Here is a 20,202-nt window from a genome sequence, read left to right on the forward strand (position 1 = left end):
TTCAATCCCTCAATGATGCCTGGAATCGCTCTTTTAATGCCTCTACACATTTGGCGACGGTAGCGGCAATCTCCTCTTCTTCGAGTGTACGGTTGGTATCCTGAAGGATCAGGCTGATAGCGAGGCTCTTATAACCCTCCGCAACACCCTTACCGCGGTACACGTCAAATAAGTTTACGCCAACTACCTGATTTACGCCAACTTTCTTACATTCGGATAAAATATCCGCTGCGGGAACGTTTTCTGCAACAACAACCGCAATATCGCGACGGTTGGCCGGGAAGCGTGAAATCTCCCGCGCCTGCGGCACGATACGGTCTGCGAGCTTATTCCATTCCAGTTCAAACACCAGCGTACGACCATTCAGATCCAGTTTACGTTCCAGTTCAGGGTGAACAACCCCAATAAAACCAATACGTTCATCTTTCAGATAAATCGCCGCAGACTGTCCCGGATGCAGTGCCGGATTCATCTCCGCCTTAAACTGGATATCACCCAGTTTGCCGGTTAAATCCAATACTGCTTCCAGATCGCCTTTCAAATCATAGAAATCAACGGTCTCTTTTGCCAGGTTCCAGTGCTCATCATAGCGGTTGCCGCAAATCACGCCAGCCAGCATCAGATCCTGTCGAATACCCAGATTGGCTTGTGTATCCGGAACGAAACGTAAACCGGTTTCAAAAATACGCACGCGATTCTGCTGACGGTTTTGGTTATAGACCACCGTCGCCAACAATCCGCTCCACAGCGACAGACGCATCGCCGACATCTCAACGGAGATAGGGTTTGGCAGCAGCAGCGCTTCTGCGCCTGGATGGATGAGCTGTTGTACTTTAGGATCGACAAAGCTATAGGTAATCACTTCCTGATAGCCTTTGTCGTTCAGCATGGTTTTAACCCGCTTCAACGACAGATCGGCTTCACGGTGCGTCCCCATGATTAAACCGGCCTGGATTGGCTCGTCCGGAATATTGTTATAGCCGTAAACGCGGGCCACCTCTTCCACCAGATCTTCTTCAATCTCCATATCGAAACGCCAGGTCGGCGCCACGGCTTTCCACTCGTCCTGCCCTTCGGTCACTTCACAGCCCAGACGACGCAGAATATCACTGACCTGCTCATCCGCAATATGATGCCCGATCAGGCGATCCAGTTTACTGCGACGCAGCGTAATGGTGGCGCGTTTCGGCAACGTTGCTTCGTTGCTCACATCAATTATCGGGCCCGCATCACCGCCACAGATATCAAGAAGCAGACGAGTAGCGCGCTCTATCGCTTTATATTGCAGCGCCGGGTCCACCCCGCGCTCGTAGCGGTGAGACGCATCGGTATGCAGACCGTGGCGGCGAGCGCGACCGGTGATAGACAGCGGATTAAAGTACGCACATTCCAGCAGCACATTTTGCGTTTCGCCGTTCACGCCGGAATGTTCGCCGCCAAAAATACCGGCTATCCCCAGCGCCTTATGGTGATCGGCGATCACCAGCGTGTCCGCATTTAACGTCGCTTCGCTACCGTCCAGCAGGACGACGGTTTCACCCTCTTTTGCCATCCGCACGACAATACCGCCATCAATGCGATCTTTATCGAAAGCATGCATTGGCTGACCCAGTTCGAGCAGCACATAGTTGGTGACGTCAACCACCGCATCGATGGAGCGAATACCGCAGCGACGCAGTTTCTCTTTCATCCACAGCGGCGTCGGCGCGTTAACATTGATGCCTTTTACCACCCGGCCCAGATAGCGTGGACACGCATCAGCGGCCTCTACCGTAATCGGCAGCGTATCGCTGATGGTTGCCGTAACCGGCGCCATTTCAGGCTCCTGGAGCGGCGCTTTGTTCAGTACCGCCACATCACGCGCAACGCCGATGATACCTAAGCAATCCGCACGGTTCGGCGTGACGCTAATTTCGATGGTATTGTCGTCGAGCTTCAGGTATTCACGGATATCGGTACCCAGCGGCGCATCCGCCGGCAGTTCGATAATGCCGCTGTGATCGTCGGAAATCCCCAGTTCGGAGAAGGAGCACAGCATCCCTTCAGACGGTTCGCCGCGCAGTTTCGCCGCTTTAATTTTGAAATCGCCCGGCAGGATGGCGCCAATGGTGGCCACCGCTACTTTCAGCCCCTGACGACAGTTTGGCGCGCCGCAGACGATATCCAACAGGCGTTCTCCGCCGACGTTGACTTTCGTTACACGCAATTTGTCAGCGTTCGGATGCTGGGCGCACTCAACCACTTCCCCAACCACAACGCCATTGAAGCTTCCCGCGACCGGCTCAACGCCGTCTACTTCCAGGCCAGCCATCGTAATCTGGTTAGCCAACGCATCGCTATCAATTGCCGGGTTAACCCACTCGCGTAACCACAGTTCGCTGAATTTCATTGTTTTATCCTGCCTTTATTTAAACTGTTTGAGGAAACGCAGATCGTTTTCGAAGAATGAACGCAGGTCGGTGACGCCGTAACGCAACATGGTCAGACGTTCCATCCCCATACCAAAAGCGAAGCCAGAATAGATTTCCGGATCGATACCGACATTACGCAGCACATTCGGATGCACCATCCCGCAGCCCAGCACTTCCAGCCATTTGCCGTTTTTACCCATCACATCCACTTCCGCAGAAGGTTCGGTGAACGGAAAATAAGAAGGACGGAAGCGAATCTGCAGATCCTCCTCAAAGAAATTACGCAGGAAGTCGTGCAGCGTACCTTTGAGGTTGGTGAAGCTGATGTTGGTATCAACAATCAGACCTTCCATCTGATGGAACATCGGAGTATGCGTCTGGTCGTAGTCATTACGGTATACACGGCCCGGCGCAATAATACGGATCGGCGGTTGCTGCGCTTTCATCGTCCGGATCTGGACGCCAGACGTCTGGGTCCGCAGCAGACGGGTCGCGTCAAACCAGAAGGTATCATGATCGGCGCGGGCCGGATGATGACCCGGAATGTTTAACGCATCGAAGTTATGGTAGTCATCTTCGATTTCCGGGCCAGTAGCCACGGTAAAACCAAGCTCACCGAAGAAACTTTCAATACGGTCAATGGTACGCGTGACCGGATGCAGACCACCGTTCTCAATACGGCGCCCCGGCAGGGAGATATCAATGGTTTCAGCGGCCAGACGGGCGTTAAGCGCTGCGCTTTCCAGCTCGGCTTTACGCGCGTTAAGCGCCTGTTGTACCTGCTCTTTCGCGGCGTTAATGACTGCCCCGGCTGCCGGACGCTCTTCCGGCGGCAGATCGCGTAGGGTCGTCATCTGAAGGGTTAAATGCCCTTTCTTGCCCAAATATTCGACGCGTACATTGTCTAACGCGGCAACATCTGACGCCTGGTTAATGGCGGCCGCTGCATTGGCAACCAGCTCTGCGAGATGTGACATGGTTTTCCTCATTGTGTCGGTGAAGACACCGGTTCATTGGACGTAATCTCTCGATTTCAGATACAAAAAAAGCCTCCATCAGGAGGCTTTTTTGCGCTGTTTTTCGTTTCGTTTTTCACGCGCTAGCCTCCTGGGATCAGGTGCTAAAGTAAAAAAAGAAACGGAAAATAGCAGCGTTCATGCTTGCGTTACCTTATGTGGTAAAACCGAATATCCTTTATTGAAAAGGGTTACAGGTCAATTGTCAACTCACTGAACAGTAAATAAAAGAGAGGGAGCCAGGCTCCCTCTTTTCACTGGCTTATGCCAGAGCTGCTTTCGCTTTTTCAACCAGTGCGGTGAACGCGACTTTGTCGAATACGGCGATATCAGCCAGGATCTTACGGTCGATTTCAACAGAGGCTTTTTTCAGGCCGTTGATGAATTTGCTGTAAGAAATACCGTTCTGACGTGCTGCTGCGTTGATACGCGCAATCCACAGTTGACGGAACTGACGCTTACGTTGACGACGGTCACGGTAAGCATACTGACCAGCTTTGATAACTGCCTGGAAGGCAACGCGGTATACGCGAGAACGCGCACCGTAGTAGCCTTTGGCTTGTTTCAAAATTTTCTTGTGACGTGCGCGTGCAATTACACCACGTTTTACGCGAGCCATATGTGCTCTCCTGTATCTATTCTAATTAAAAAGTTAAAAACGTTAACGGCTTATGCGTACGGCAGGCACGCGATAACCAGGCCCAGATCGCCTTTAGAAACCATGGCTTTCGGACGCAGGTGACGTTTACGTTTAGTCGCTTTTTTGGTCAGAATGTGACGCAGGTTAGCGTGCTTGTGCTTAAAACCACCTTTACCGGTTTTTTTGAAGCGCTTAGCAGCACCGCGTACGGTCTTAATTTTTGGCATTTTAATAACTTCCACTTCGCATTGTTAATAAACGAAACATAGGCGAACAAAACCTGTGAAGCCCGAAGGCTTCACAGAATTGTTACTTGAAGGCCTTACTGTTTCTTCTTAGGAGCAAGCACCATGATCATCTGACGGCCTTCGATCTTCGTTGGGAAGGATTCGACCACTGCCAGTTCTTGCAAATCGTCTTTCACGCGATTAAGCACTTCCATACCGATTTGCTGGTGGGCCATTTCACGACCGCGGAAACGCAGCGTGATTTTGGCCTTATCGCCCTCTTCGAGAAAGCGAATCAGGCTGCGGAGTTTTACCTGATAGTCGCCTTCATCTGTCCCAGGACGGAATTTAATTTCCTTCACCTGGATAACTTTTTGCTTTTTCTTCTGTTCCTTAGAAGACTTACTCTTTTCATAGAGGAATTTGCCGTAATCCATTATACGACAAACCGGCGGCTCGGCGTTAGGGCTGATTTCGACTAAGTCTACTCCGGCTTCTTCAGCTTTTTCCAGAGCTTCTCTCAGACTCACAATACCAAGCTGCTCGCCTTCCAGACCTGTTAAGCGAACTTCTTGCGCGCGAATTTCGCTATTAATACGATTCGGACGCGCCGTTTGAACTCGTTTTCCGCCTTTAATACTTTATTCCTCCAGTTGTTGAAGACTGCGGCTGCGAATCTCTTGTTGCAGCTTCTCAATCACGTCATTTACGTCCAGACTGCCCAGGTCTTTACCGCGGCGGGTGCGAACGGCAACTTTGCCTGCTTCCACCTCTTTATCACCACAGACCAACATATAAGGGACACGACGTAAAGTGTGCTCGCGGATTTTAAAGCCAATCTTCTCATTTCTCAAGTCTGCTTTTACACGAATGCCCGCATTTTGTAGTTTCTGCGTCAATTCGTTAACGTATTCAGACTGCGAATCGGTAATATTCATCACGACTACCTGAACAGGCGCGAGCCATGTCGGGAAGAAACCAGCGAACTCTTCGGTCAGGATACCGATGAAGCGTTCCATCGACCCAAGAATCGCACGGTGAATCATTACCGGCACCTTACGCTCATTGTCTTCGCCTACATAGGAGGCGCTCAGACGAGACGGTAAGGAGAAGTCCAGCTGTACTGTACCGCACTGCCATGCACGATCGAGGCAGTCATATAAGGTAAATTCAATTTTCGGACCGTAGAATGCGCCTTCACCCAGTTGATACTCAAACGGGATATTATTTTCTTCCAGCGCAACCGCCAGATCCGCCTCAGCACGATCCCACATCTCATCGCTGCCGATACGCTTGTCAGGACGAGTGGAAAGCTTGACGACGATCTTCTCGAAGCCAAAGGTGCTGTACATATCGTAGACCATACGAATACAAGCGTTAACTTCATCGCGGATCTGCTCTTCGGTGCAGAAGATATGCGCATCATCCTGCGTAAAGCCGCGTACGCGCATCAGACCATGCAGCGCGCCTGATGGCTCGTTACGGTGGCAGCTACCGAATTCCGCCATACGCAGCGGCAAATCACGATAGGATTTCAGACCCTGGTTAAAGATCTGAACGTGGCCCGGGCAGTTCATCGGCTTGATGCAATATTCGCGGTTTTCTGAGGATGTGGTGAACATCGCATCTTTATAGTTGTCCCAGTGCCCGGTTTTTTCCCACAGCACACGGTCCATCATGAACGGGCCTTTAACTTCTTGATACTGGTACTCTTTGAGTTTAGAACGAACAAAGACCTCCAGCTCGCGGAAGATAGTCCAGCCGTCGTTATGCCAGAACACCATGCCCGGCGCTTCTTCCTGCATATGATACAGGTCGAGCTGCTTACCAATTTTACGGTGGTCGCGTTTTGCGGCTTCTTCCAGGCGCTGCAGATAAGCGTTCAGAGCTTTTTTATCTGCCCATGCCGTACCGTAAATACGCTGCAGCATCTTATTATTGCTGTCACCGCGCCAGTATGCGCCAGCAGTTTTCATCAGTTTAAAGTGATGGCAGAAACGCATATTCGGCACGTGCGGACCACGACACATGTCGACATATTCTTCATGATGGTACAAGCCAGGCTTGTCATCATGAGCAATGTTTTCATCAAGAATGGAAACTTTGTAGCTTTCACCACGCTTCACGAAGGTTTCACGCGCTTCGTGCCAGCTGACTTTCTTCTTGATAACGTCGTAATTTTTCTCGGCGAGCTCATGCATCCGCTTTTCGAGCGCTTCGACATCTTCCTGAGTTAGCGTGCGGTCAAGATCAACGTCATAGTAAAAACCGTTGTCGACAACCGGGCCGATCGCCATTTTCGTGTGCGGCCAAAGTTGCTTGATTGCGTGACCTAACAGATGCGCGCAAGAGTGACGAATGATCTCCAGACCCTCTTCATCTTTTGCGGTGATGATGGAAAGCGTCGCATCATTTTCAATCAGATCGGAAGCATCAACCAGCTCGCCATTCACACGGCCCGCAATGGTGGCTTTCGCCAGGCCAGGACCAATGTCCAGAGCAACATCCATCGGGCTTACAGGGTGGTCATAATGGCGTTGGCTGCCATCAGGAAGAGTAATAACAGGCATGTTATATCCTTATTTGCAGTGGTGACCCATACGCAAGATCACATACAAAGAGAAAATGAATTTATTGACAGTGAGTTGTGTATCCATCTAGCCAACCATTGCTAAATTGGCGCACAACCTTCGACACAGGCGAAAATCGCTATTTTCGTCCGGCATGACGATGGTAACACTAAAAAAAGGGAGATTGCATCACTCTGTAGCAAATCAAGACCCTTGACAGGGTTTCTCCATTATCTTTCTACGCGCCGTATAGCGCTTCTCATCGACAACCTAACTTCTGCGCCAGACTCCCCTTTGTCGTTTTCACCTCGCTGGCTACCGCTTCAGGCAAGGCAGACCACAGCGTCAGCACTGGCTTCGTTTTATGTTCGATAGCCTCCACGGTAACCTGATAGTCGCAAAAATTCGCCGAACGGGGCGTATTCTGATCCATAATAAACGCAGCGTAATTTCCTTCACTTTTTGACGGCGCCGTTCCGGTGAATAAAACCTTCCAGTACCCGCTGGGAATTTCTACCGTCGCATCTTCTGGCAATGTGGCGATATGCCGCTCAAAAAGGGGGCCGGTCACTACGTGCACTACAGATACATCAGCCTGTTTGGCAAGTTCGCGCACCCGGTTTTCCAGTGCAGCCCATGCTCCCTGATTCAGGGCGGATTTCTGCGGCGTAATATTCGATAAATAATTTAACGACGGCCAGTCCGATACGCCGCCCAATCCTGCCAACGGCGCCTGGTGTCCCCTGTCGACTTTTAATAGCGCATGGGCATTTTTATAGGCGGAAGGGGCCAACGTATCCGAGGGCGGTAAATCGGGGTCCTGCGCCCAGTTCCGCGGGCGACCGCTTGCCTGGCTGGTCTTTGTCACGCTATAGGCAACCCAGTTGGCAAATTTCGTGGCGCTATTATTATTGAGCGTATAGACATGGCGATAGATTGTTTGTTGACTTCCTCCTTGAGGACAGCCAACGCTACAGTTATCAGGTTGCTGAACGAGTACGTTACGATGGGGTAACTCGGGTGCCGATGTTGTATCCTGGGGAGGATACGATGTAGTACATGCGCTTAATAATACTACGGGCAGTAATTTTAGCAGATTAATGGTCTTATTCACTTTTGCTTCCTTAATAATAACCGCCCTAATAATTCAGATAGTAATAATTTGGTTATATTACCCTACCAGCCGTTAGATACTCTCATCATTAAAGACAACACTATCACGGTAAAAATTAATAACAGATAAACATCGAAGTCATCATAGAAAATGAGCTCAAAAGAATACAACGTGATATTCATGTTGATACCAAAAAACATCGTATTATATGCATAATCGTGAAGCCAATAATTTCTCGTACTCAGATAGCGAATGAAAAATGGATATTCAATAATATCTGACGCATTTTTTTCAACACCATTTTTCAACATTAAGGCAACGTATCCTCTCAATGACTCGCTGTTGGCAGGAGTTTAGTTATATTTAAAGGTTTAATAAGCACTGCGCATCATGCTGCTGTGCTTATTACTTTGTAAAAATAAGAGTATTCACTTTCATATTCAGGGGTAAAAAGTGAACAAATACAGCTATTGCGCAACGATGATTGCCGCCATACTCAGTACGACCACAATGGCCAATGCCAGTAGCCTTGCTATTTCAGTGGCGAATGATGATGCAGGTATATTTCAACCATCCTTAAATGCCCTTTATGGGCACAAGGCTGCAGACCGGGGTGATTATACTGCCGGGCTCTTTTTAGGCTACAGCCACGATCTCACTGACGCCAGTCAACTCTCTTTTCATATCGCGCAAGATATTTATTCTCCATCAGGCGCTAACAAGAGAAAGCCTGAAGCCGTCAAAGGCGACCGCGCGTTCAGCGCCTTTCTTCATACCGGACTGGAGTGGAATTCATTAGCCACCAATTGGTTACGTTATCGTTTAGGTACCGATATCGGCGTTATTGGTCCTGACGCAGGTGGTCAGGAGGTTCAGAATCGGGCGCATCGAATAATAGGCGCAGAAAAATACCCTGCCTGGCAGGATCAAATTGAAAACCGTTATGGTTATACGGCAAAAGGAATGGTGTCCCTTACGCCAGCTATTGATATTCTGGGCGTCAATGTGGGCTTCTATCCAGAAGTCTCTGCTGTCGGCGGCAATCTCTTCCAGTATTTAGGGTACGGCGCAACCGTTGCGCTGGGAAATGATAAGACCTTCAACTCTGATAATGGGTTTGGGTTACTGTCCCGCCGAGGGTTAATACACACTCAAAAAGAGGGATTGATCTATAAGGTATTTGCTGGCGTTGAGCGCAGGGAAGTTGATAAAAACTACACGTTACAGGGGAAAACGCTGCAAACAAAAATGGAAACGGTGGATATTAATAAAACCGTGGATGAATATCGCGTCGGTGCCACCATCGGCTATTCTCCCGTCGCATTTTCTCTTTCTTTAAACAAAGTCACGTCGGAATTTCGCACCGGAGACGACTATTCTTATATCAACGGCGACATCACCTTCTTCTTCTGAGGCGTCACCACGGAATAACCGGGTTACGTAATGTAACCCGGTACAATATTACATCTTATAGCCCAGCGTTACCGTAGTGCGGCGATCGGTATGTTCAGGCGCTGATTCAGGCGGCTGCGAGTTCCACGTTAAATTATACCCCACCTTTAGACCAAAATGTTCGTTAATGGCGACATTGAGGGCTGTTTCCGAATTTAGTGTGGTGTCTTCTGCGCCAAATACTGACACCCCCTGTGTAAACTTAGCATTGTCAGTTAACTGCCAGGCATAGCTGCCGGAAGCATAACCCAACGGCTGCGTTTCAGTGGTATCGTCCGTATGTTCGTCATAGCGAACCCCTGGACCGAATTCAAAACGGAAGCTGTGCACTGGACCATTAAGGAACTGCCGCCCGTAACCGGCGGTCAGTACGTCGCGCTGACGATAACCGTTGAAACGGTCTGTCAGCCAACTGGCCTGGCCAAAGGTATAATCATAATCCGTCATATTAAAACGGTTACGCGCGCCTACCGCATATTTTTCTGAAGAGCGTTCATCATTAGAGGAGGTATTGCTGGCATTGCCCCATAATGACCAGGCGGTACGTTGTCCATACCAGGTCATCGCCGTGTCAGCCGTTAAGGAAGAACTTTTAGTATTGCCTGACTGAGCAAGGTAGCCCGCATTCAGATTACCTTCAAAAGGTTTTTTCGCGGTGGAGGGATCATCCATGACAGTAAAAACGGAATCATCGGCGGCGGCATACAGAGACGCGAACACGCCACCCGCCAGCATAACTACAGCGGGTACTGCCTTCAAAAGCTTCATTTATATAGAGTCCGTACAACTAAAAAAGAGACCACGACGGTCCCGGAAACTTTCATAGGGATCAATGACAAACGCCCCTGGAAAGGTAGCGAATTATAAGAAGCCCCGAATAACATAGCAATCAATTACTATTTCATTTTTTGAATAAGAACCCTCCCGAAGCATTCATTTATTTATATAACTTTACATCGTACTTCTTTAAATAAAGATCCGGAAAATCATATTGTTAATTCCTTCACTTTCCGGGGATTAAGTGCCAGACTGAAATCAGCCTAACAGGAGGTAACGATGGTACGTATCTATACGTTGACGCTTGCGCCCTCTCTCGATAGCGCAACAATCACGCCGCAAATTTATCCCGAAGGTAAACTGCGGTGCTCCGCGCCGGTATTCGAACCCGGTGGCGGGGGTATTAATGTCGCTCGCGCCATTGCGCATCTTGGCGGCACCGCGACCGCAATTTTCCCGGCTGGCGGCGCTACCGGCGAACATCTGGTCGCACTACTGGCTGACGAAAATGTCCCCGTGTCTACCGTCGATGCGAAGGACTGGACGCGTCAGAACCTGCACGTCCACGTCGAGTCCAGCGGCGAACAATATCGTTTTGTTATGCCCGGCGCCACGCTGGACGATGACGAATTTCGCCAGCTTGAAGAACAGGTACTGGAAATTGAATCCGGGGCAATTCTGGTTATCAGCGGCAGCCTTCCGCCCGGCGTTAAGGTCGAGAAACTCACGCAACTGATTTCCGCCGCGCAGAAGCAAGGCATTCGCTGCATTATTGATAGCTCTGGCGACGCGCTCACCGCCGCGCTGGCGCTTGGCGATATCGAACTGGTGAAACCTAACCTGAAAGAATTGAGCGCGTTGGTTAATCGCGATCTGACGCAACCTGATGATGTGCGTAAAGCGGCCCAGGAATTAGTGCAAAGTGGCAAGGCTCGCCGGGTAGTGGTCTCTCTGGGGCCGCAAGGGGCACTGGGCATAGACAGTGAGAATTGCATCCAGGTTGTTCCTCCCCCGGTGAAAAGTCAAAGTACTGTTGGCGCAGGCGACAGTATGGTAGGCGCGATGACGTTAAAACTGGCGCAAGACGCGTCGCTGGAAGAGATGGTGCGCTTCGGTGTGGCGGCAGGCAGCGCTGCTACGCTCAATCAAGGTACGCGTCTGTGTTCTCGTGACGATACCCAAAAAATATACGCCTATCTTTCCGCGCAATAATCGTTTCCCCCTCGGCGAGGGGGATACCGGAAAATCGGTTAACGGGCGGCGCATCCGCCGCTGTTAAAAACACAGTTGCTCCCAACGAGGTGAACGATGGCCAGTGGCGATATTACCCGTTATGTTATTACCGTAACCTTCCATGAAGATTCCCTGACCGAGATTAACGAACTCAATAATCATCTGACGCGCAGCGGTTTTTTGCTGACATTAACGGACGATGAAGGGAATGTGCATGAGCTCGGCACCAATACGTTTGGCTTTGTTAGCGCTCAGAGCGCTGATGAAATCAAAGCGCTTGTCGCCGGACTTGCGAAAAGCGCGTTAGATAAGGATGTCGACATTACCGTGGCGACCTGGGAGGCGTGGAGTAAAAACGCACAATAAGTGCCATTCCCGCCGCGGCGCGTCCGTGATGTGCGTTAGTTCGTATTTTTTAACCGCATTTTTGCGCTAACCTTATGATCTGGCAGACAACGTGGGGAGAGACATTATGTGGCAAGCTATCAGTCGTCTTTTAAGCGAGCAAGTCGGTGAAGGCGAAATCGAACTGCGTAATGAACTGCCAGGCGGAGAAGTTCATGCCGCATGGCATTTACGTTATGCAGGCCATGATTTTTTCGTGAAGTGCGATGAACGAGAAATGCTTCGCGGTTTTACCGCTGAAGCCGATCAGCTGGAGCTGCTCTCCCGCAGTAAAACCGTTGTTGTGCCTAAGGTATGGGCGGTAGGTTCGGATCGGGATTACAGCTTTTTAGTCATGGACTACCTCTCGCCCCGCCCGCTGGATGCCCATAATGCGTTTATTCTTGGGCAACAGCTGGCGCGCCTGCACCAATGGAGCGACCAACCTCAATTCGGCCTCGATTTTGACAACGCGCTCTCTACCACGCCGCAGCCGAATACCTGGCAACGCCGTTGGTCGACTTTTTTCGCCGAACAGCGCATTGGCTGGCAACTTGAACTCGCCGCGGAAAAAGGCATTACCTTTGGTAATATTGACGCCATTGTTGAACATGTTCAGCAACGTCTGGCGTCGCATCAACCGCAGCCTTCTCTTTTGCATGGCGATCTATGGTCGGCGAACTGCGCGCTTGGCCCTGACGGCCCCTATATCTTCGATCCAGCCTGCTATTGGGGCGACAGAGAATGCGATCTGGCGATGCTACCGCTGCATACCGATCAGCCACCGCAGATTTATGATGGCTATCAGTCCGTTTCGCCGCTACCGCTGGATTTTCTCGACAGGCAGCCGATTTACCAGCTCTACACCCTGCTTAATCGGGCAAGGCTGTTTGGCGGTCAGCACCTGGCTACTGCGCAAAAAGCGATGGATCGGCTGCTTGCGGTATAGGTACAGCCCATGCCGGATACGGGCTATCCGGCATTTTTCAGTTTACATGAAGCCTAACAAGGAAAAGAAAAAGTAACCGAGCACGATAATAATGACCGGCAAAATATAGAGCGGGAAAAACTGTAAAAAGATGGTATGGTGCGGCACCACGATACGTGACTCTATCTGCTCACGCGTTAGCCCTTCCGCGCCTTTTGCTTTTTCCAGAATCAACTGATCTTCCACGCCTTCACGCAAAAAACGTGACTGGCGGCTCATTCTGGCGCCGGAATCCTGCATCGCCAGCCCGACAAAAATCAGAATAAAAATGAGCCAGAAACCGATATTCAGGCTTCCCTGAAAATTCGGCGTCGGCGAGTTGTACCAAAAAACATTCAGAAACGGCGTATTCACGCGCATCATGTCTATCATTACGTGGGTAAAATCCAGCATTACCGCATTTATCCCCTCCTGCTTTTCACTGTGCGCATACATAAATTTAAGGACTGAGATGAGCGTGGAAAGCAGTGCCGGAATAAAAATAACCCACCCAACAACTCTTTTTAGGATTGCAATGCGTCCAGCTTGTTGATACGTCATGAGTTCCCCTTGATAAAGACGCGTCGTTTTGGCCTAAGTCTACCTGTTGATTCCCGTTTTCGCCTGATCTTTAAGGGCGATATACTAAGAACATGGTCATAATGAACGCTTAATTCGTTATTTTTTAATCTCAACAGGAGAGGTTGTGATGTCAACCCCACGTCAAATTCTTGCTGCAATTTTCGATATGGATGGACTACTGATCGATTCCGAACCGCTCTGGGATCGCGCTGAACTGGACGTGATGGCAAGTTTAGGCGTAGATATTACTCGGCGCCATGAGTTACCAGACACGCTTGGGCTACGCATTGATATGGTTGTCGATCTCTGGTTTGCGCAGCAACCGTGGAGCGGCCCCGATCGCCAGGAAGTGACAAACCGTGTCATTGCCCGCGCGATTACGCTTATCGAAGAGACGCGCCCTCTTTTACCGGGTGTGCGCGAGGCCGTGGCGCTGTGTAAAGCGCAGGGGCTATTAGTGGGGCTTGCCTCGGCATCGCCGCTGCATATGCTGGAAAAAGTGCTCACCATGTTTGAGCTGCGCGACAGTTTTGACGCGCTGGCCTCTGCGGAAAAATTGCCCTACAGCAAACCGCATCCGCAGGTCTATCTGGATTGTGCGGCCAAATTAGGCGTTGGTCCATTAACCTGCGTGGCGCTGGAGGATTCGGTGAATGGTCTAATCGCGGCAAAGGCGGCGCGAATGCGCGCCATTGTGGTGCCAGCAGAAGAAAACCAGCATGATCCGCGCTTTGCGCTGGCGAATGTCAAACTTAACTCACTGACAGAGCTGACGGCGGCGCATCTACTCGGTTAAGATGTTTCCGAAACAAAGTCAACGGGCAATTAGCCGCTGAGCCAGACGGCAAGCGGCTTTGACAGAGACAAAGAGTTACAACGTCACCACTTCCGCCTACTGTATAAAAACCCTATACTGTATGAATTGACAGTTTAATGGGTTTTATCATGACGGCGGAAGGACATCTTCTTTTTTCTATAGCCAGCGCGGTTTTCGCCAAGAATGCCGAGTTAACGCCCGTCCTTGCGCACGGCGACTGGTGGCATATTATTCCTTCGGCTATTTTGACCTGTCTGCTGCCGGATATCGACCACCCCAAATCTTTTCTTGGTCAGCGCCTGAAATGGGTATCGAAACCGATCGCCCGCGCGTTCGGTCACCGGGGGTTTACCCATAGTCTGCTGGCGGTCTTTGCCCTACTGGCGACCTTTTATCTCAAGGTTCCGGATACGTGGATTATCCCGGCGGATGCGCTGCAAGGCATGGTACTCGGCTATTTAAGCCATATCGTCGCGGATATGCTCACCCCCGCAGGCGTTCCCTTACTGTGGCCGTGTCGCTGGCGTTTCCGCCTGCCTATTCTGGCGCCGCGCAAGGGCAATCAACTGGAGCGATTTTTATGTATGGCGTTGTTTGCCTGGGCGGTGTGGATGCCGCAATCCATGCCGGAAAACAACGTCATACGCTGGTCTTCGCAGATGATCACTATCCTGCAAATGCAGTTCAATCGTTTTATAAATCACCAGATTGATTAGTAAACCAACGCCAAAGTCATTTTTGGTATAAACCATTCCATTTGAATATAAGAGCCAGCTCACAGTTCTGCTAATCTTGCGCGAACAGAATCGCTAAAACACAGCGCTTCATAATAAAAAAATCAGGAGAACGGGGATGAATTTTCCATTAATTGCGAACATTGCGGTGTTCGTCATTCTGCTGTTTGTACTGGCGCAGGCCCGTCATAAACAGTGGAGTCTGGCTAAAAAAGTGCTTGTCGGCCTTGTGATGGGCGTGGTCTTTGGTCTGGCCCTGCACACCATTTATGGCGCTGACAGTCAGGTGTTAAAAGACTCCATTCAGTGGTTCAATATTGTCGGCAACGGTTATGTGCAATTACTACAAATGATTGTGATGCCGCTGGTATTCGCCTCTATTTTAAGCGCCGTGGCACGACTGCATAACGCCTCTCAATTGGGGAAAATCAGTTTTCTGACTATCGGCACACTGTTATTTACTACCCTTATCGCAGCGCTGGTGGGCGTGCTGGTCACCAATCTGTTCGGACTGACGGCGGAAGGTCTGGTTCAGGGCGGCGCGGAAACCGCGCGTCTGAATGCCATTGAGACGAGCTATGTCGGCAAAGTGGCCGATCTCAGCGTGCCGCAACTGGTGCTGTCTTTTGTACCGAAAAATCCGTTTGCGGATCTGACTGGCGCAAATCCTACGTCTATTATCAGCGTGGTGATTTTCGCCGCCTTCCTGGGCGTGGCCGCGCTTAAACTGCTGAAAGATGATGCGCCAAAAGGCGAGCGTGTGCTTGTTGCTATCGATACCCTGCAAAGCTGGGTAATGAAGCTGGTGCGTCTGGTGATGCAACTTACGCCTTACGGCGTACTGGCGCTGATGACGAAAGTGGTTGCCGGCTCTAATCTGCAGGACATCATTAAGCTTGGAAGCTTCGTGGTAGCGTCATATCTTGGTCTGGCGATAATGTTTGTGGTTCACGGCATACTATTGGGCGTGAACGGGATTAGCCCGCTGAAATATTTCCGCAAGGTGTGGCCGGTGCTGACATTTGCCTTTACCAGCCGCTCCAGCGCCGCCTCCATTCCACTTAATGTCGAAGCGCAAACCCGCCGCCTGGGCGTGCCGGAGTCCATCGCCAGCTTTGCTGCCTCTTTTGGCGCGACCATCGGCCAAAACGGTTGTGCCGGTCTTTATCCTGCGATGTTGGCGGTAATGGTTGCGCCGACGGTCGGCATCACCCCCTTAGACCCCGTATGGATAGCCACGCTGGTGGGTATCGTTACCGTAAGTTCGGCGGGTGTTGCCGGCGTTGGCGGCGGCGCGACCTTCGCCGCGCTGATTGTGCTGCCTGCCATGGGCTTACCGGTCACGCTGGTCGCGCTGTTAATCTCCGTCGAACCGTTGATTGATATGGGCCGTACCGCACTGAACGTGAGTGGCTCAATGACCGCGGGTACGCTGACCAGCCAGTGGCTGAAGCAGACCGATAAAACCATTCTCGATAGCGAAGAAGACGCCGAACTGGCGCATCGATAATACATTATCGGGAGTTCATATCGTCTGAGACACGACGATCAGCAACTCAAAATGTCTGTCACTAAAAACGCCGGTCTCCAGTACCGGCGTTTTGTTTTTTACTTAGTCAGCGATTTCGTTCTCCTGGCGAACCTGATTCGCCCAACGCTGCGCCGATTCTGGCACGCTAAAGGCAGGCGACCGTTGAAATGACTCCCCCGTCAGAACAAAGGCAACATATTTACCGCGCAGTATCCAGACGTCGCGAAACGTATCCATTTTTATCGCATGTTCCGGCGGCGCTGGTTCAACACGCGGAATATAGCTAATAATCTGGCGATTTTGCTGGCGAAGAGGTTTCATCATTAATGCTTCACTAAAAGAGGCTAAGAGCCTATCCCATTAGGGCTATTTTACTTGCCATTTTGGTCCTGGGCAGTGCTCAAAATCCTCACGTACTACGTGTACGCTCCGGTTTTTGCGCGCTGTCCGTGTCCAAACTGGCTGCGCCAATAACGCCTACTGGGATAGGCTCTAAGGCTAAAAATCAGAAAAACACTATTTTAGCCGATCTTCGCCCCCGACGTCCTGTTCCGCGCGTGCGATTTCCCCGTTATACCCTGTCTTCCGTTCCGCTCTCCCCCGGCATAATTGCTGAAATGTTCTATAGTTAGAGTGATTTTGACTACTACCACGCCCATTTCAGTGATGAAAGCAGGAGACGAGTTCAATGTCGCATAATGAGAAATCCCCCCATCAGTCCCCCGTGCATGATACCCGTGAATCACAGCCCGGCCTGGACTCCCTGGCGCCGTCAGACGGTTCACATCGCCCCACGCCAGAACCGACGCCGCCGGGCGCGCAACCGACGGCCCCCGGCAGCTTAAAAGCGCCCGAGACCGCGAATGATAAGCTCACCGCCCTCGACACCTTTCGTAAAGGCAGCGAAAATCATGCGCTGACCACCAATCAGGGCGTGCGCATCGCCGACGATCAAAATTCTCTTCGCGCCGGCAGCCGCGGCCCTACGCTGTTGGAAGATTTTATCCTGCGCGAGAAAATTACCCACTTTGACCATGAGCGTATCCCGGAGAGGATCGTTCACGCCCGCGGATCTGCAGCGCACGGCTATTTTCAGCCATATAAGGATCTGAGCGACATCACGAAAGCCGCGTTTCTGTGCGATCCACAGAAAATTACCCCGGTCTTTGTTCGCTTTTCGACAGTACAGGGCGGCGCGGGGTCTGCTGATACCGTACGTGATATCCGCGGTTTTGCGACCAAATTTTATACCGAAGAGGGAATTTTCGATCTCGTCGGTAATAACACGCCGATCTTTTTTATCCAGGATGCGCATAAGTTTCCGGATTTTGTGCACGCCGTTAAGCCCGAACCTCATTGGGCTATTCCGCAAGGACAGAGCGCGCACGACACCTTCTGGGACTATGTTTCCTTACAGCCTGAGACGCTGCACAACGTCATGTGGGCAATGTCGGATCGCGGTATTCCACGGAGTTATCGGACGATGGAAGGGTTCGGCATTCACACCTTCCGTCTGATCAATGCACAAGGGAAAGCGACCTTTGTCCGTTTCCACTGGAAACCGTTGGCAGGTAAAGCCTCGCTGGTGTGGGATGAGTCACAAAAACTGACCGGTCGCGATCCGGATTTTCACCGCCGGGATCTGTGGGAGGCCATCGAAGCGGGCGATTTCCCGGAATACGAGCTGGGCCTACAACTCATTGCCGAAGAGGATGAATTTAAATTCGATTTTGATCTGCTCGATCCGACCAAACTGATTCCGGAAGAGTTGGTGCCAGTACAACGCGTCGGCAAAATGGTGTTAAACCGTAATCCGGATAACTTTTTCGCTGAAAACGAACAGGCGGCATTTCATCCAGGACATATTGTTCCCGGCATTGATTTTACCAACGATCCGCTGTTACAGGGGCGTCTGTTCTCTTATACCGACACGCAAATCAGCCGCCTGGGCGGGCCAAACTTCCACGAAATTCCGATTAACCGCCCTACCTGCCCCTACCATAACTTCCAGCGTGACGGTATGCACCGGATGGATATCGACACCAATCCGGCGAACTATGAACCGAACTCCATTAATGACAACTGGCCGCGCGAAACGCCGCCAGCGCCAAAACGCGGCGGCTTCGAATCATACCAGGAACGCGTGGATGGCAATAAAATCCGCGAACGCAGCCCCTCTTTCGGTGAATATTACGCGCATCCTCGCCTGTTCTGGCTCAGTCAGACGCCGATAGAACAGCAGCATATTATTGACGCGTTCAGCTTTGAACTGGGTAAAGTCGCCCGCGCGTATATTCGGGAGCGGGTGGTCGATCAGTTAGCGCATATTGATGTCACGCTGGCTCAGGGCGTCGCGCATAATCTCGGTTTTGCACTCACCCATGAGCAAACGCAAATTGCCCCGCCTCCTGATGTCAACGGTCTGAAAAAAGATCCGGCGCTCAGCCTGTATGCGGTGCCAGACGGCGATGTTAAAGGTCGCGTGGTCGCTATTCTGCTGAACGACAAGGTTAACGCCGCCGATCTGCTGACCATTTTGCAGGCTTTAAAAGCCAAAGGCGTCCACGCAAAACTGCTCTACTCACGGATGGGTGAAGTAACGGCTGATGACGGTTCAACATTAACGATTGCGGCAACCTTTGCCGGCGCGCCGTCGCTAACGGTCGATGCGGTAATAGTACCGTGCGGCAATATTGCCGATATCGAGAGTTGCGGCGATGCCCGTTACTACCTTCTGGAAGCCTACAAACATCTGAAGCCCATCGCACTGGCAGGCGACGCCCGACGGTTTAAGGCGCTTTTAAACATTGATAACCAGGGGGAAGAAGGACTTGTTGAGGCAGATAACGTTGACCACCACTTTATGGACACTCTATTGACGTTGATGGCGGCACACCGTGTCTGGTCGCGTGCGGGGAAAATTAACGCGATTCCTGCATAAACGGCAAAAAATGCGGCGCATTCTTGCGCCGCAAACTCAGGAGCTAAATATCAAGAAAACTGCCAGGACGATATCCACGTTCTGCAATCGCTGCCTTGAGTGACACAGACGTCAACACCTCCAGTTCAGTTAAGCGGGGGTAACAATAGGCGCTCTGGCGAATAATGTTGTCCACAAACGCCGGATGACACATCACCTCCAGAGAGGCTTCTCCTCGATGCGCCGAGGCATCCAGAATGCGTAAAAAGCACGCTTCGGTGATCTCCTCGCCGTAAAATTCACTACTAAATCCTTGAGTGCTGCGCAAATCCGACGGCAGATCGTCGGCGTTCAACACCGTCTGGCGGTCAATACGTAACGCAATCCCGCGCTGCGCCGCAAAGCGGGCGACGATGGGGAAAATTTGCGGGAACATATGCACATGATGGTGGCTGTCGAGATGCGTTGGCTCGCGGCCAAATACGTCGATGAAACGCTGATACTGACACGCCAGTTCATGCGCAATTTCATCCAGCGGAAGCGTATCCTCCTCCGCCATTTGCCAGATCCATTTCCCCAACAGGCCGTCTCGCGTCAGGCCCGGCACCTCTGACACCGGTTTGCCTAACGTCAAAACAAAATGCATTCCCACCCCAAGCGCAGGCAGCTCGCGGCTAAGCTGCGCCGCATGGTCAATAGCCTCGCCATTGACCAGCGCCGTCGTGGAGGTCACAACGCCGTTGCGATATGCTTCAACAATGCCGTAATTTTGCCCTTTACTCAGGCCAAAATCATCGGCATTCACAATCAACACGCGTTCCATAGCC

General features: G+C 51.2%; 20 protein-coding genes, 1 pseudogene and 1 other annotated feature. Of the genes and pseudogenes, 8 read left to right on the top strand and 13 right to left on the bottom strand.

The window, feature by feature from the left end:
- Position 1: 1 nt before the first annotated feature.
- The 9 genes and pseudogenes from pheT to LCS67_RS12635 all read right to left on the bottom strand — a co-directional run bounded on the left by pheT (position 2) and on the right by LCS67_RS12635 (position 8,289).
- Positions 2-2,389, bottom strand: coding sequence for a phenylalanine--tRNA ligase subunit beta (gene pheT, locus LCS67_RS12595; RefSeq protein ID WP_000672402.1), 2,388 nt, complete (start codon positions 2,387-2,389; stop codon positions 2-4).
- A gap of 15 nt (positions 2,390-2,404) precedes the next feature.
- Positions 2,405-3,388 carry a phenylalanine--tRNA ligase subunit alpha gene (gene pheS, locus LCS67_RS12600; protein ID WP_000018570.1) on the bottom strand — a complete coding sequence of 328 codons (984 nt, stop codon included), beginning with the start codon at positions 3,386-3,388 and terminating at the stop codon, positions 2,405-2,407.
- Positions 3,389-3,450: 62 nt separating this feature from the next.
- Positions 3,451-3,574: a sequence feature (Phe leader region), on the bottom strand.
- On the bottom strand, positions 3,525-3,569 hold the full coding sequence (gene pheM / locus LCS67_RS12605) for a pheST operon leader peptide PheM (protein WP_001386830.1): 45 nt from the start codon (positions 3,567-3,569) through the stop codon (positions 3,525-3,527). It overlaps the preceding feature by 45 nt.
- A 115-nt stretch (positions 3,575-3,689) precedes the next feature.
- Positions 3,690-4,046: a 50S ribosomal protein L20 gene (gene rplT / locus LCS67_RS12610; RefSeq protein ID WP_000124850.1), complete on the bottom strand. Its 357-nt coding sequence runs from the start codon at positions 4,044-4,046 to the stop codon at positions 3,690-3,692.
- Positions 4,047-4,096: 50 nt separating this feature from the next.
- On the bottom strand, positions 4,097-4,294 hold the full coding sequence (gene rpmI / locus LCS67_RS12615) for a 50S ribosomal protein L35 (RefSeq protein WP_001124225.1): 198 nt from the start codon (positions 4,292-4,294) through the stop codon (positions 4,097-4,099).
- A gap of 95 nt (positions 4,295-4,389) precedes the next feature.
- Positions 4,390-4,932, bottom strand: coding sequence for a translation initiation factor IF-3 (gene infC / locus LCS67_RS12620; RefSeq protein ID WP_001574431.1), 543 nt, complete (start codon positions 4,930-4,932; stop codon positions 4,390-4,392).
- 3 nt (positions 4,933-4,935) lie between these two features.
- Positions 4,936-6,864 carry a threonine--tRNA ligase gene (gene thrS / locus LCS67_RS12625; protein ID WP_001144226.1) on the bottom strand — a complete coding sequence of 643 codons (1,929 nt, stop codon included), beginning with the start codon at positions 6,862-6,864 and terminating at the stop codon, positions 4,936-4,938.
- Positions 6,865-7,123: 259 nt separating this feature from the next.
- Positions 7,124-7,978, bottom strand: coding sequence for a DNA/RNA non-specific endonuclease (locus LCS67_RS12630; protein WP_001044089.1), 855 nt, complete (start codon positions 7,976-7,978; stop codon positions 7,124-7,126).
- Positions 7,975-8,289: pseudogene (locus LCS67_RS12635) on the bottom strand (hypothetical protein). The gene LCS67_RS12630 and the pseudogene LCS67_RS12635 overlap by 4 nt, the downstream one beginning before the upstream one ends.
- A 142-nt stretch (positions 8,290-8,431) precedes the next feature.
- Between LCS67_RS12635 and LCS67_RS12640 the strand changes: the two are divergent.
- Positions 8,432-9,391 carry a lipid A deacylase LpxR family protein gene (locus LCS67_RS12640; RefSeq protein ID WP_001046434.1) on the top strand — a complete coding sequence of 320 codons (960 nt, stop codon included), beginning with the start codon at positions 8,432-8,434 and terminating at the stop codon, positions 9,389-9,391.
- Between the two features lie 48 nt (positions 9,392-9,439).
- On the opposite strand, the gene LCS67_RS12645 is transcribed toward LCS67_RS12640, so the two are convergent.
- Complete coding sequence (locus tag LCS67_RS12645; RefSeq protein WP_000770981.1) at positions 9,440-10,198, bottom strand: YdiY family protein; 759 nt, start codon at positions 10,196-10,198, stop codon at positions 9,440-9,442.
- Positions 10,199-10,486: 288 nt separating this feature from the next.
- On the opposite strand from LCS67_RS12645, the gene pfkB reads away from it, so the two are divergent.
- From pfkB to LCS67_RS12660, 3 genes are all read left to right on the top strand, one after another.
- Positions 10,487-11,419, top strand: coding sequence for a 6-phosphofructokinase II (gene pfkB, locus LCS67_RS12650; RefSeq protein WP_000251707.1), 933 nt, complete (start codon positions 10,487-10,489; stop codon positions 11,417-11,419).
- A gap of 96 nt (positions 11,420-11,515) precedes the next feature.
- Positions 11,516-11,806, top strand: a complete 291-nt coding sequence (ghoS, locus tag LCS67_RS12655; RefSeq protein ID WP_000146133.1) for a type V toxin-antitoxin system endoribonuclease antitoxin GhoS — start codon at positions 11,516-11,518, stop codon at positions 11,804-11,806.
- Positions 11,807-11,912: 106 nt separating this feature from the next.
- Positions 11,913-12,773 carry a fructosamine kinase family protein gene (locus LCS67_RS12660; protein WP_000267686.1) on the top strand — a complete coding sequence of 287 codons (861 nt, stop codon included), beginning with the start codon at positions 11,913-11,915 and terminating at the stop codon, positions 12,771-12,773.
- Positions 12,774-12,815: 42 nt separating this feature from the next.
- Here LCS67_RS12660 and LCS67_RS12665 read toward each other — a convergent pair whose 3' ends face one another.
- On the bottom strand, positions 12,816-13,352 hold the full coding sequence (locus LCS67_RS12665; RefSeq protein ID WP_000222158.1) for a YniB family protein: 537 nt from the start codon (positions 13,350-13,352) through the stop codon (positions 12,816-12,818).
- 148 nt (positions 13,353-13,500) lie between these two features.
- Here LCS67_RS12665 and hxpB point away from each other — a divergent pair, with 148 nt between their 5' ends.
- The 3 genes from hxpB (at position 13,501) to tcyP (ending at position 16,434) form a co-directional block, all read left to right on the top strand.
- A complete protein-coding gene (gene hxpB / locus LCS67_RS12670; protein ID WP_000106857.1) occupies positions 13,501-14,169 on the top strand; it encodes a hexitol phosphatase HxpB in 669 nt (222 codons plus the stop codon).
- A gap of 137 nt (positions 14,170-14,306) precedes the next feature.
- Positions 14,307-14,906, top strand: coding sequence for a metal-dependent hydrolase (locus tag LCS67_RS12675; protein ID WP_000505804.1), 600 nt, complete (start codon positions 14,307-14,309; stop codon positions 14,904-14,906).
- A gap of 136 nt (positions 14,907-15,042) precedes the next feature.
- The gene (gene tcyP, locus LCS67_RS12680) at positions 15,043-16,434 is read left to right on the top strand and encodes a cystine/sulfocysteine:cation symporter (protein WP_001010666.1); all 1,392 of its coding nucleotides are present in this window, start codon (positions 15,043-15,045) and stop codon (positions 16,432-16,434) included.
- Positions 16,435-16,536: 102 nt separating this feature from the next.
- Here the strand turns inward: tcyP and cedA are convergent, their stop codons facing one another.
- A complete protein-coding gene (cedA, locus tag LCS67_RS12685) occupies positions 16,537-16,779 on the bottom strand; it encodes a cell division activator CedA (protein ID WP_000977510.1) in 243 nt (80 codons plus the stop codon).
- Positions 16,780-17,143: 364 nt separating this feature from the next.
- Here cedA and katE point away from each other — a divergent pair, with 364 nt between their 5' ends.
- On the top strand, positions 17,144-19,396 hold the full coding sequence (gene katE / locus LCS67_RS12690; protein ID WP_023262562.1) for a catalase HPII: 2,253 nt from the start codon (positions 17,144-17,146) through the stop codon (positions 19,394-19,396).
- Between the two features lie 43 nt (positions 19,397-19,439).
- Here katE and chbG read toward each other — a convergent pair whose 3' ends face one another.
- Positions 19,440-20,198, bottom strand: a complete 759-nt coding sequence (gene chbG / locus LCS67_RS12695) for a chitin disaccharide deacetylase (RefSeq protein ID WP_000442741.1) — start codon at positions 20,196-20,198, stop codon at positions 19,440-19,442.
- Positions 20,199-20,202: the final 4 nt, after the last annotated feature.

The organism is Salmonella sp. A7, assembly GCF_020181675.1.
In the GTDB taxonomy this organism is placed as follows: domain Bacteria; phylum Pseudomonadota; class Gammaproteobacteria; order Enterobacterales; family Enterobacteriaceae; genus Salmonella; species Salmonella enterica.

Excerpts from the sequence above, each read along its gene's own strand:
- pheT (WP_000672402.1), bottom strand. The coding sequence starts at position 2,389 with ATGAAATTCAGCGAACTGTGGTTACGCGAGTGGGTTAACCCGGCAATT.
- pheS (WP_000018570.1), bottom strand. The coding sequence starts at position 3,388 with ATGTCACATCTCGCAGAGCTGGTTGCCAATGCAGCGGCCGCCATTAAC.
- rplT (WP_000124850.1), bottom strand. The coding sequence starts at position 4,046 with ATGGCTCGCGTAAAACGTGGTGTAATTGCACGCGCACGTCACAAGAAA.
- rpmI (WP_001124225.1), bottom strand. The coding sequence starts at position 4,294 with ATGCCAAAAATTAAGACCGTACGCGGTGCTGCTAAGCGCTTCAAAAAA.
- thrS (WP_001144226.1), bottom strand. The coding sequence starts at position 6,864 with ATGCCTGTTATTACTCTTCCTGATGGCAGCCAACGCCATTATGACCAC.
- LCS67_RS12645 (WP_000770981.1), bottom strand. The coding sequence starts at position 10,198 with ATGAAGCTTTTGAAGGCAGTACCCGCTGTAGTTATGCTGGCGGGTGGC.
- pfkB (WP_000251707.1), top strand. The coding sequence starts at position 10,487 with ATGGTACGTATCTATACGTTGACGCTTGCGCCCTCTCTCGATAGCGCA.
- ghoS (WP_000146133.1), top strand. The coding sequence starts at position 11,516 with ATGGCCAGTGGCGATATTACCCGTTATGTTATTACCGTAACCTTCCAT.
- LCS67_RS12660 (WP_000267686.1), top strand. The coding sequence starts at position 11,913 with ATGTGGCAAGCTATCAGTCGTCTTTTAAGCGAGCAAGTCGGTGAAGGC.
- LCS67_RS12665 (WP_000222158.1), bottom strand. The coding sequence starts at position 13,352 with ATGACGTATCAACAAGCTGGACGCATTGCAATCCTAAAAAGAGTTGTT.
- hxpB (WP_000106857.1), top strand. The coding sequence starts at position 13,501 with ATGTCAACCCCACGTCAAATTCTTGCTGCAATTTTCGATATGGATGGA.
- LCS67_RS12675 (WP_000505804.1), top strand. The coding sequence starts at position 14,307 with ATGGGTTTTATCATGACGGCGGAAGGACATCTTCTTTTTTCTATAGCC.
- tcyP (WP_001010666.1), top strand. The coding sequence starts at position 15,043 with ATGAATTTTCCATTAATTGCGAACATTGCGGTGTTCGTCATTCTGCTG.
- cedA (WP_000977510.1), bottom strand. The coding sequence starts at position 16,779 with ATGATGAAACCTCTTCGCCAGCAAAATCGCCAGATTATTAGCTATATT.
- katE (WP_023262562.1), top strand. The coding sequence starts at position 17,144 with ATGTCGCATAATGAGAAATCCCCCCATCAGTCCCCCGTGCATGATACC.
- chbG (WP_000442741.1), bottom strand. The coding sequence starts at position 20,198 with ATGGAACGCGTGTTGATTGTGAATGCCGATGATTTTGGCCTGAGTAAA.